The following is an 11,269-nucleotide window of genomic DNA, read 5'->3' as shown; positions in this document are numbered from 1 at the left end:
CATCTGATAAACAGCTATAGCCAATACCTATAATTCATACTTTATTATGCCTGAAAGGCATGCCTGATATGTTCCAAAAAACGTACCTCCGTTTGACTGAATACCTTATGTTTTTTCCAGACAATCACTGTTGGAAACTGAAGTTCCGGTTGAAAAGGTCTGAAGCATAATGTGTCAGACTGCTTCATTGCAAGCGCACCCTCAATACAGATGGCCGTCCCTAACCCCTCCTCTACGAGGTTAAGTATGTTAGATATTAAATTATAGGTCGCAACGAAGTTTAAATGTGCATACTCATCGGCAAACCAGCTTGCAATCTCATTCTGTACGACAGATCGGCTGGATATGAGCAGAGGCACTCCGGCTAAATCGGTTGAAGTGACATATTCTTTTTGTGCAAGAGGTGATGAGGTCTTCATAAGGACTCCCCAGCGTTCCTTCTGGGGCAGTCTGATGAAATCGTATTTCTCAATGTGAATGGGCTCTAACAAAATGCCCACATCGAGCAGTCCTTTATCGATTCGCTCCTTTATATCATCCCCCGTTCCACTATAGATGTGATATTTAACCTGCGGATACTCCAGATTGAAGTCTTTTAATAATTGTAAAATAACATTGGACGTTAATGATTCAACACTCCCGATCGATATGGTTCCTCCAACCAGGTTGTTCTGATCTTTAAACTCTTTCTCTGTTTTATCCGCAAGTGTGAGAATTTCTTCTGCTCTTTGACGTAGAAGCATGCCTGCATCTGTAAGTGTTATTTTACTTTTCCCGCGTATAAACAATTGAGTTTCTAAATTTTTTTCCAGATCAGCCAACTGTCTGCTTAACGTTGGCTGTGTCACATGTAAGATCGTTGCAGCATGTGTGATATTTTCTACTCGAGCTACTGTCAAAAAATATCGAAGTACTCTTAACTCCATAATTCCTCCTGATTTACGTTCATTTAAGTGTCTTCTGAATCATTCATTTCTTTACTATACCTTCCTGTTAACCAGAAGAAGACAGTTGATTGGGATAATCAACTGTCTGTTGTTTCAAATAAAGAAGATTATTTCTCTGGAATGATTTCATTAACGCAGGCTAAAGCATTAAGTGTTCTAGGAAATCCCATGTAGGGAAGGCAGTGAGTTAGAGCGGTGATCATGGTTTCTTTATTATTGCCAACATTGATGTTACCCTGAACGTGTGCTTTGACTTGACTATCCGTACCTCCGAGTGCACTTAGTATACAAAGAGTAAGCAGCTCTCGTGTTTTCAGATCCAGACCACCGCGGGTATAGAAGTCACCAAAGCAAAATGCTGAAAGATAGTCCTGGATATGCTTCTGATTTGACGGGGCATTTTCCCGGTTTTTCTCAATAATATCGCCAAAAATCTCTTTTTGAATACCAAGTCCTTTGTCAAAGCGATTATCTTCTTCAACCCGTTTTTGACTTTCAAGAGGCAGTGCAATATTTCGCTCTTTGAACACTTCATTCATTTCCGATATGGCATTTAAGGTTTTGGGGAATCCCAAATAAGGTGCGCATTGATAGATTGCTTCTTGGATCTCCGTTGGAGTCAACCCAACATTTAGCGCTGCACGAGTATGTGCTTTGAGCTGTGGCAACGTTTGATTAGTAGCCAGTACGACCAAAGTAATAAGCTCACGTTGCTTATCGTCAAGAGTACCTTGATCAAAAATTTCACCAAATATGAAGCGACTTAATATGTCCTGTAACTCAGGATCAGTAGCATATGCCGCTGGAACTCCCTCGCCGAATAGTCTTTTATATGTTTCTTGGCTCTTTTCGATTCGATTCATATTCATCTAACCTCCTGTTTCTTTTTAGTTAAAACTAGGTGTACCCATTTTACATTGAAAGGGGAAAGAATCCATATCCTATTCATATCATTTTATTGCCTAATCCTATCAAATAAATGTTTGTTGATGAAAAAAGCGAACAAAGCACTTGCGTGCCCTGTTCGCTCTTCTTGGTGCAGCCATGTTACTGTCTTCGCCTTACTCGCCCAAGCTGTCCCAGAATGATTGGAACGCGCCTTTCTCCACTTCCAGGAATGCCGGAACATTACCATAACGAACTAGACCTTCTTCACCAAACAGAACCAGTGGGACCTGCGTTTTGTCTTCCAGCGTGAGATAGATGATCTTGCGATCTTCCTTCCCGTAGAGGTTCTCTTCCAACTCCGGGCTCGTTGCGATCGGTTTGGCAGCATTTAGCGATGAGATAAAGCTGTCCAGTGCTTCATCCGCTGCTAACGGTTGAAGCTGCTGCAATCCATTGTTCCAGCTATTAAACGTCTCCCATTGCGCCGAGGCGATGTTGCCTTCGAGATGAAGCTTGCCGATCAGGTCGGCACCAGTACCAATGGTGATCCCGTTGTTCTTGTCGAATAACTGAGCATACACCTGACCAGCGATCTCGGTGTAAGACATGATGCGGAAATCCTTGTCGTAGCCATTGACCGCATAGATGTCCGCTTCGCCAATGTTGGAAGCAAGCTCCGTATATTTATCCTGGCCGCTCAGCTCATCAATGCCGCCAGTGGTGGTACCCAGTTTATCCCCCCGCAGGCTGAGTGCATTTGCACCTTCAAACAATGTTGGGGACTGTGTATATACGCTTCCTCCATATACAACCAGTTGCATCATATCAGCCATCGCGCCTTTGCCCTGTGAACTCGGCAACTCCATCTTCGGAATCACGATCGGGTCAAACGACGCGCCTGGAGTCACCGCTGCCACCTGTGGTGTTGGTGTGGCTGGTCCATTGAATTGTTGCCATACACTTGGCGCAGCCAATCCAATGCTAGCAGCGATAACAACACTTGCTGCAATGTATAGTGGTTTACGTTGACGTTTTGGTCCCTGATGTTGCGTGTTTAAGGATTGCTCTACCCGTTTTTTCATTTGTTCGTTTGTTTTCATATGATCCACCGCTTTCTTGTAGTTTTGTTTGAATTGTTCTTCGTTCATTACAGTTCCTCTCCTTCCAGCTCCAGTTTTAACAGCTGTCTTCCTCGTTTCAATCTCATTTTCACTGCTGATTCGCTAATCTCCAGGATCTCGCTGATTTCTCGGATCGGATAATCTTCGTAATAATACAGATGAACCACCGATCTATACTTGACGGGCAGTGACAGTACAAGTTCGATCAGCGCGTGATCTTCAGGGTTGTCTGTTGTAAGAGGATCGACTCCCTCCAGCTTGACCTCCCGTTTGCGCCAGCCTCTGCCTAATAAGGATTTGCAATGATTGGTGATGACCCGAATCAACCATGCTTTTTGATGCTCCGCATCGTTGAACGTAGGGGCTTTTTCTATTAGTTTGATGAAGGTATCCTGAGTGGCTTCCTCCGCGTCTTCTCGTCTGCCGAGGTGCACCATGGCAATCCGGAACAGCGTATCCGCGTATGTCTCATAGACTTTCATCACATGATCGCCCAGCTGGGGCACTGATCGCTGCATGGTTGGTATGCCCTCCTTTATACCTCTAACACTCTTACGGACGGCATTTGGTCACATTTTGTTTTAGGATTTTTTTACTGGTCCATTTCATTCAAAATGCAAAAAAAGAAAGCAGCTCCATGAAAAGGAGTTGCTTTCTTCATCTTCGTCTTTATTTTCATATAAAATGCATATCGTTTCACCGATTAGAATTTCTTCTGTAAAAGCTCAATGTTGTCTTCCAAACTGCTGTCCAAGCTTACGCCTACCTTCTGCAGTTTGTTTTCGTAATATGTCTTCACATCTTCCCATTTATAGTATGGATAGGTCTTTGTTTCAATCGGGAACGCGATCTCTTCTTCATTTCTAAGCATTTTCACGAGAACATCCTTACCATTGGAATACAGAATCCATTGGATATTTGCTCCCATCGGTGAGATAACCGAGCCATTCCAGTTTTGGGTCACGTCCTGCGGTTTGTCGATACTCACATTAGCTCCTGCGATATCCAGGAATGAAGATAGTGGAATGATGGTTTCTGCGTGAGCAAAACGAAATATACCAGCCGTGTCTTTCTGCCGAATGGACTGTTCGGTAGACAGGATCAACTCTTTGACCAGAGGTGCAATGATATTTTGCGGCAGATCCGTTGAGGTTAAAGATGGACCTTTTTCATAGAAATCATTGATATTGTCAATGCTCTCGTACCATTTTAACTGATTAGCCGTGAAATACCGCCCGAATTCGAAGTCACCTTCTCCTTTTATATTCGAAGAAATGATGTAGAGTTCATATAGATTAGAAGCAGCCTCGGTTGGGTTGCTGAGCTTCACTTTTCCCTTCTCATCTTTCAGTTCAAACTCTCCAGCGTTCAGCCGTTGATAGAAGCCTTCAGAGAAAAATTGCAGAAGGACCTCTTTTGCATAAAGCGTTCCAGTGTTCTGTGTGACATAATCCTCGTATAACTTAACCCAGTCTCCATCTTCTACGTACTCGTTATACTTCGTAGCCAAGTCGTAGGGCCGTAGATAGGGGTCTTTCCCTTCTTCAAAAGCTGAAGCCAGAATGTCTACCTTGTTATCTCCCAAGCTTTCCTTTAACCCGTCAATAAACTGATCTCTGCTCTGCGGCGTTCGATCTTTGAAGGTTGCTTGTGCAATCACTTTTTTATCCGATGTAAAGAGTTCTTTGAAATTCTGCCCAACTCTGGCCCCTATTCCTTTCAGTTCTTCTCCACCCGTAGTGGATAACAATCCATAATGATCTTTTTCAACCTTCATCAGATTGCCAATTTCCTTCTTCAGCTCTTTGCCCAGATTAGTGATCTGCCCGTCCTTTTCAGCGATGTCGAGCAGTTCAAATAACGTCTTGTCGTACTTGGAACTGGATAGATGTCTGGAACCATGTCTCCCTATGTAGTTAATAAATATGGGTTCATATCCAATAGGAGCTTTTGTATAACTTGTTTCCTTAAAAGGATATGGCGTTTTGGTACCGCGGTACCCCTGCTGATCGCTCATTTTTTGTCCAACAAACACCGATTGGGTGTTGTTATCCCAGTCTACCTCTTGCCCCAAGGCTTCACCAATCGCTCTTGCAGGTACATAAGTGACCCCATTGTAGAGAAATGATTCGCCTTCCACCCTTTGACCGTTTACAACAACATTAGCCGATTGTTCAGAAACTTCGATCATGCGTTTGGAGCCTGCGCCATATACGTCAAACACACTTACAGACGTTAAGATGGCGAGTGATGCTACTGAAATTCCGATTTTTCTGATCATCATAATGAATAGTTTTCTCCTTATTCCGCCTGATATTGGTTTATTTTCGCTCATCATACTATAGGTGAGAAGTGTCTGCGCCGTATCCATCCTATGTTAATTAATTGTAAAAGAGTACATATAAATATTGACGTAAAGTCTCATACGACAAAAAGAGCCGCTCCTTAGCGACTCTGAATCAGCATAACAGGCTACCTTGCTCCGAGACACATGAACAAAATAGTTATCACATGTCTCGCATTATCATAGCGCCCTATATATTTTTATATCTATCCCTGACTCCGTCGGATGACCTTCTCCAATAAGTGTCTCACGGTTCAAGAAGAATAAGGCTTTGCTGTCTGTAATCATTTTGGGGGAAGTACGAAATAAAGCAGTTTTCAGCGTTTTATCAATATTTCCGTTATTTTCGATATAAATTTTGCAGGAATGACCTGTGTTGTCGGTCCCTTGGAGCATGTATCTTGCCGATAGCGTATGCGGGTCACCATTCTTCCCTATGATCTGCGTATCCACTCCTCCACCCAGCACAATTCCCTCAAAGTACTTTCCAGTTACGCTGCCTGTAAAAGTAATCATGACAACCGAATCATCTTCGCTATTCTGTAAATCAAATGATTCTTCGATGTTCACATGTACCGTAAACAATTCCTCTAATTTCACGTATTCTCACCTCCATATATGGACAATTATAACTCTACTCATTAGACTGCTTCACTAAAAAAAAGATTTACATATTTCCTTCAAATCATTTAAAATAGTTTACACAATGTAAAGGTTAACAAGTTGTAAATGAAGGGGTTAATGACGTACATGAGTACATTACCAAAATCAGTTCGCTTTCCACTGTTCATTCTGATGTTAAATCTGTTTATTGCTTTATTGGGGCAAGGGATGCTCATCCCCATATTGCCGGAGTATTTGAAGCTTTTTCATGCGGGAGGCACAGTAGCAGGATTTTTAGTTGCAGCCTTCGGTGCCGCTCAATTCTTCTTTTCACCTCTCGGGGGACAACTGTCTGATCGATTTGGACGCAAAAAGTTGATCATCGCAGGTATGTTTCTGTCTGTCATTTCAGATATCATATTTGCGCTGTCGACGTCATTGCCGTTCCTCTATGTCGCACGGTTTATCGGTGGAATCAGTCTCGGTTTAATGGTTCCTGCCAACCTCGCATATGTCGCCGATATTACAACGCCAGAGACACGTGCAAAAGGTATGGGCTATTTCGGCGCAGCTATGAATTTGGGGATGGTTCTCGGACCTGGTCTGGGCGGTCTCATCGCCGAGATGGGCATTCGCATGCCCTATTTCTTCGCAGCGGGTCTGGGACTGATTGCGGCCCTAATGACGCTGCTATTGCCTGAGACACTTCCCCCCGAGAAAAGAACGGTCTCCATCCGTCTTCAAAAAGGAGATCACTTGGGCAAGAAAATCTGGAGTTCTTTTAAAGTCCCCTATTTCAAATACTTGATTGTGTTGCTTGTCATGACCTTTGGTCTCATGAGTTATGAGACAGTATTCGCGCTTTTCGCAGAGCAAAAATACGGATTCGACGCTGCAACAATCTCCATCATTATTACTTTGGGCGCGATTATCGGTATCGTTGTGCAGATCTGGCTTTTGGATTGGTTCGTACAGAGAATCGGTGAAGTTAAGTTGATCCGTCTATCTTTAATAGTCACACCCATAGCTTTATTGTTAATGTTAATTAAGGTCAACCTTGTGTTTCTGTTGTTCGCTTCTGCGTTATTCTTTGCCTTTAATTCGTTTTTGCGACCTTCGGTCAGCACGTTAATATCCAAAAATGCAGGAGATCGGCAAGGTTATGCATCGGGTCTGAATACTACATTTTCCAGTCTCGGCACGGTGATTGGGCCGCTGATCGCAGGACTATTGTTTGACAAAAACATAAACTTCCCGTATATTTTTGGTGCAATTATGCTGCTCGCTTCTCTCGGACTGACCTTAAACGCATTTCGTTCGAAGAAAGGACAATTGTATACAAGTGAATGAAAACTGGCATCAACAATTGGGAAATAAACATCGTGATGATTTGATTGCAGCAGGTAAGGAGCTTTTTTTGAAATATGGATTGCTCCAGGTGAAGATTAAGGATGTATGTACAAAAGCTGAACTTAGTAGAGTGACCTTTTATAAACATTTCCAGTCTATGGATGAACTTCTTCTAGCCATTCAGATGCAACTGATCGAACATTTAACGGATGAGGTTAGCCGTGCTTCAACGAAGGACTTAAACGGGCGGGAACAACTCACGGTTATGTTGAATGCATGGGTTGTTTATGCCGAGAATCATCCAGACTACATCCGGTTTATTCAATTGTTTGATATCAACTATGAGATGTATGATTTTAGCCCTGAATTAAGAGAAGAGTATGATAAGTTCAACCAGAACGGGAAAGAAAATCATTTCCTGTTGGACGCTTTATCCCAAGGCGTTGTTGACGGCAGTATTAAGAATCCGTCTCCTCCGCTGGATCTGGCTCAGTTTATCTTCACAACGATGATGGGCATGCTCCAGCGCATGGTAACTATTCGTGGTGCTCATGATAATTCATTGGATATGCGGATGACGGAGCAATTTGTGAAGATGCTGCTTCATTTTGTTTGTAGCGAAGAAATACCCGAGTGATGGCATGGTACATGGATCGATAAAACAAAAGTTTGAAATAAAAAACGGATTCCGTATGCTGGAATCCGTTTTTTTCATTAATTAAGCGTTAATCCGTTAACACGGGCAACTGTCCTCCAGCTTTTAGTTGACCAAGCAATACTTTGATCCCGGCAGACGTATTTGGCTCCTGCTTTCCATACACAGCAATTCCTGAGCGCACGTTTTGCAAATAGATCATCTCGTATGGGTTACCGAGTGAGAACAACGTGTATCGCTGATTACTCTCGTTCATCGCATTAATCAAGGTTTGATAATCACTCCACCCGAACTGGCTGGCCACATTGCGGAATTGGTAAGAAGCAAGAATCACATAATTGGCTTTGCTAATCGCCTGAAGTGTTTCATTCATGTTGCCTTGACCAACAAGTGATATTTCAGTCTTTAACGACAGGTTGTTAGCGGCTTGCAACAGTTGCTTTTCAAGCTGTTTCGCCTGTTCCTGCTCGGCTGCGACAATAACAACCCGGTCGCCTTGCTTCATTGGATCAGGAAGCACACCTTCGCGACTGCTGAGTACAGTGACCGCTCGCTCTGCGATTGTCTGCTCCACTGCTCTGTGTGCCTTTGATCCGATGATACCGTTAAGCTGAGTTAGCTTTTGCGCAAGAGTTTGACTGCGTTCAAATAAACCATATTTCGCTTTCATCTCCAAGATTCGTTTCACAGATGCATGTATGGTTTCATCCTTGATCGTTCCTTTGTTCACCGCGTTCACCAGCGTTTGATGGGCCGCTGCTGAATCTTTTGGCATAAGGATGATATCAACACCTGCGGAAACGGCGCGTTCTACCGATTGATTCTCCCCAAAATGTTCTGCAATTGCATTCATGGTAAAGGCATCAGACACAATGAGACCTTCGTATCCAAGCTCTCCGCGAAGAAGTCCTGTCAGTACCTTTTTCGATAAGGTGGCAGGAATCGGCACACGTTCACCGTCTTTGAGCGAAGTGACATGTTCGTTGTCTATGGCAGGGAAAGCAATATGTGCGGTCATAATCATCTCCACATCATTTTTGATTGCAGCCCGAAACGGTTTTAATTCTACCGCATCAAGCCGTTCTCGGTTATGGGCAAGCACAGGCATACCAAGATGGGAATCTACCGTTGTATCTCCATGTCCCGGAAAATGCTTAACTGCCGCCATCACCCCTGATTGCTGTAGCCCTTTTATTGTTGCCAGACCAAGCCGTGTCACCAAATCCGCCTCCGAGCCAAACGACCGTATACCAATGATGGGGTTATCTGGATTGCTGTTGATGTCCAGCACTGGCGCAAAATTAATCTGCAATCCCAGTGCCTTCAGCTCCTCTCCTGTCAGCTGACCAGCTGCTTCGGCTAGTGTTGCATCTCCAGTTGCGCCAAGCGCCATCTGACCGGGAAGGTTCGTACCTCCTGGTATTCGTTTAATAACGCCTCCTTCTTGGTCGATGCTAAGAAATAGAGGAATGTCACCTGCTTCTCTTTGTATATCATGTGTGAACGTTGTAAGCTGCGTCACGTCTACAATATTTTTGTCAAAAAGAATAAGTCCGCCCAAGTCCTGATCATGGATAGTTCGTTTCAGCCCCTCATTAACGGTCGTTGTCGCTTTACCATTCCATTGCCTAATGTCAGGCATAAGCATCTGACCAACTTGCTCGCTCACCGTCATATAGGATATCAGTTTGTCCCAATCTTGTGTCCGAATGGCCACTTCACGTTCGAAGCGAATTACTCTCGCCATAAATACGGCATATTCAGCGCGCGTGACAGCTTGGTTCGGACGGAAGGTGGCATCTGAATAACCGCCGACCAAGCCGTTTGAACTCATAATAAGAATGGGTGCTGCTGCCCAATGCCTGTCCGTGTCTGTCCATTTTGCGGCGTTCTTACCTTCCACGAGTGCATATGCCCGTGTAAGGAAGGCCGCAGTCTCTGCGCGGCTAAGTGGTGCATCCGGACGGAAAGTTCCGTTAGGAAAACCACTTGCAAGTCCATTTTTAGCAGCTATCATGATTTCTCGATGGAAAGGATGTGTAGTTGGAACATCGGAATAAGTTGTGCCTTCCACTGCTCTTTGAAGCTGATCTGGATAAAGCTCGCGCACCATAAAAGTGACGGCTTGTGCCCTTGTCACAAGTGCCTCTGGCTTGAAGATCCCATTGCCATATCCGGCTACTGTTCCCCGTTTCGCCATATACGTGATGCCATCCTCTGCCCACTTTGAATGTTTGAGATCAACAAACGTTTCTTCTGCAGCTGCCGTTCCCACCCCTATAAGCATAGAGCCAACAACGGCACCAATAATTGTCATCCATTTTACATGCATTTGTTTCACTCCTGTTGTGTTCTATGGATGAATAGACGCTGCTACGGTACAGTTTGTTGCGTTTTCACAAATTCAATGAAGTTATATGCAGTTCATGACTAACCCTTTACACCGCCAATCGTCATACCCTGTACAAAGTATTTCTGTAAGAACGGATACACCATCAGAATAGGAACACTCGCAATAATGGTCATGGTCGCTCGAATCGAGGTTGGTGTGACCGCCGTTGCATTGCTCTCGGCAGACTGATAAGCATCACTTGCTGATGAAGTCGCTGAGGTCGTCGAAGTTTGCAGAATCTTCATCAACTCATATTGCAATGTGCTTAATTCTTTATTGGAAGAGTTGTACAGGAATACATCGAACCAGGAATTCCATTGTCCCACGGCTACAAAGAGTGATACGGTTGCCATTGCGGGAATCGTTAGCGGCAGGACAACGCGGATAAATGTCGTGAACTCCCCTGCCCCGTCAATACGGGCTGACTCCAGAATGCCTTCAGGAAGACCTTCAATAAATGAACGGATGACAATCATATTGAAGACTCCGATTACACCCGGAATGATATATACCCAGAAGGAACCGATCAATCCAAGGTCTCGAATCAGCAGATAACCGGGGATCAACCCCCCGCTGAAGTACATGGTGAATACAAAAAACATCGTAACAAACTTGCGAAGCACAAATTCCTGACGACTAACCGTATACGCGAGCATGGCTGTACAGAAGACGGACACCACGGTTCCAATGATCGTACGCAGCGCCGAGATCAGAGTTGCGTGATAGATATCGGATTCGCCAAAAATGTATTTGTAGTTGTCCAGTGTCCATACACGAGGCCATAGATATATTCCACCCCGAATGGCATCGTTTGCATTATTGAAGGATACGGCAATCATATTAACAAAGGGATAGATCGTCACAATCATCAGACATACCATGAAGATGATGTTAAAGGTGTCAAACGCTCGATCCCCGGTGCTGCTATTCCGCAAGCGGGATGTGTTTCCTTTACGCATGGCATAGGCC

The 11,269-nt window shown here is 44.1% G+C and carries 10 protein-coding genes; 2 read left to right on the top strand and 8 right to left on the bottom strand.

Annotated elements, in window-relative coordinates:
- Positions 1–44: 44 nt before the first annotated feature.
- From MHH92_RS14980 to MHH92_RS14955, 6 genes are all read right to left on the bottom strand, one after another.
- Positions 45–926: a LysR family transcriptional regulator gene (locus MHH92_RS14980; protein WP_076253067.1), complete on the bottom strand. Its 882-nt coding sequence runs from the start codon at positions 924–926 to the stop codon at positions 45–47.
- A 128-nt stretch (positions 927–1,054) separates the two neighbouring features.
- Positions 1,055–1,810 (bottom strand): carboxymuconolactone decarboxylase family protein, encoded by a 756-nt coding sequence (locus tag MHH92_RS14975; RefSeq protein WP_340904614.1) that lies wholly within the window; start codon positions 1,808–1,810, stop codon positions 1,055–1,057.
- A gap of 198 nt (positions 1,811–2,008) precedes the next feature.
- Positions 2,009–2,983, bottom strand: coding sequence for a hypothetical protein (locus MHH92_RS14970; protein ID WP_340904613.1), 975 nt, complete (start codon positions 2,981–2,983; stop codon positions 2,009–2,011).
- The gene (locus tag MHH92_RS14965; RefSeq protein ID WP_036615805.1) at positions 2,983–3,474 is read right to left on the bottom strand and encodes an RNA polymerase sigma factor; all 492 of its coding nucleotides are present in this window, start codon (positions 3,472–3,474) and stop codon (positions 2,983–2,985) included. Before MHH92_RS14965 ends, MHH92_RS14970 begins: the two co-directional genes overlap by 1 nt.
- A 185-nt stretch (positions 3,475–3,659) precedes the next feature.
- The gene (locus MHH92_RS14960) at positions 3,660–5,240 is read right to left on the bottom strand and encodes a histidine-type phosphatase (RefSeq protein WP_340904611.1); all 1,581 of its coding nucleotides are present in this window, start codon (positions 5,238–5,240) and stop codon (positions 3,660–3,662) included.
- A 240-nt stretch (positions 5,241–5,480) separates the two neighbouring features.
- On the bottom strand, positions 5,481–5,900 hold the full coding sequence (locus MHH92_RS14955) for a DUF3237 domain-containing protein (RefSeq protein WP_340904609.1): 420 nt from the start codon (positions 5,898–5,900) through the stop codon (positions 5,481–5,483).
- 150 nt (positions 5,901–6,050) lie between these two features.
- Between MHH92_RS14955 and MHH92_RS14950 the strand changes: the two genes are divergently transcribed.
- A complete protein-coding gene (locus MHH92_RS14950; protein ID WP_101313780.1) occupies positions 6,051–7,253 on the top strand; it encodes an MFS transporter in 1,203 nt (400 codons plus the stop codon).
- A complete protein-coding gene (locus MHH92_RS14945; protein WP_101313779.1) occupies positions 7,246–7,890 on the top strand; it encodes a TetR/AcrR family transcriptional regulator in 645 nt (214 codons plus the stop codon). Before MHH92_RS14950 ends, MHH92_RS14945 begins: the two co-directional genes overlap by 8 nt.
- Before the next feature lie 88 nt (positions 7,891–7,978).
- Here the strand turns inward: MHH92_RS14945 and MHH92_RS14940 are convergent, their stop codons facing one another.
- Positions 7,979–10,240, bottom strand: coding sequence for a glycoside hydrolase family 3 N-terminal domain-containing protein (locus MHH92_RS14940; RefSeq protein WP_340904608.1), 2,262 nt, complete (start codon positions 10,238–10,240; stop codon positions 7,979–7,981).
- A gap of 98 nt (positions 10,241–10,338) precedes the next feature.
- Positions 10,339–11,259 (bottom strand): carbohydrate ABC transporter permease, encoded by a 921-nt coding sequence (locus MHH92_RS14935; protein ID WP_036615816.1) that lies wholly within the window; start codon positions 11,257–11,259, stop codon positions 10,339–10,341.
- Positions 11,260–11,269 lie beyond the last annotated feature (10 nt).

The organism is Paenibacillus sp. FSL M7-1414 (assembly GCF_038003195.1).
In the GTDB taxonomy this organism is placed as follows: domain Bacteria; phylum Bacillota; class Bacilli; order Paenibacillales; family Paenibacillaceae; genus Paenibacillus; species Paenibacillus amylolyticus.
The sequence above is the reverse complement of the archived record's forward strand: the minus strand, read 5'-3'. Positions and strand labels throughout refer to the sequence as shown.

Excerpts from the sequence above, each read along its gene's own strand:
- MHH92_RS14940 (WP_340904608.1), bottom strand. The coding sequence starts at position 10,240 with ATGCATGTAAAATGGATGACAATTATTGGTGCCGTTGTTGGCTCTATG.
- MHH92_RS14970 (WP_340904613.1), bottom strand. The coding sequence starts at position 2,983 with ATGAACGAAGAACAATTCAAACAAAACTACAAGAAAGCGGTGGATCAT.
- MHH92_RS14965 (WP_036615805.1), bottom strand. The coding sequence starts at position 3,474 with ATGCAGCGATCAGTGCCCCAGCTGGGCGATCATGTGATGAAAGTCTAT.
- MHH92_RS14960 (WP_340904611.1), bottom strand. The coding sequence starts at position 5,240 with ATGATGATCAGAAAAATCGGAATTTCAGTAGCATCACTCGCCATCTTA.
- MHH92_RS14975 (WP_340904614.1), bottom strand. The coding sequence starts at position 1,810 with ATGAATCGAATCGAAAAGAGCCAAGAAACATATAAAAGACTATTCGGC.
- MHH92_RS14980 (WP_076253067.1), bottom strand. The coding sequence starts at position 926 with ATGGAGTTAAGAGTACTTCGATATTTTTTGACAGTAGCTCGAGTAGAA.
- MHH92_RS14935 (WP_036615816.1), bottom strand. The coding sequence starts at position 11,259 with ATGCGTAAAGGAAACACATCCCGCTTGCGGAATAGCAGCACCGGGGAT.
- MHH92_RS14950 (WP_101313780.1), top strand. The coding sequence starts at position 6,051 with ATGAGTACATTACCAAAATCAGTTCGCTTTCCACTGTTCATTCTGATG.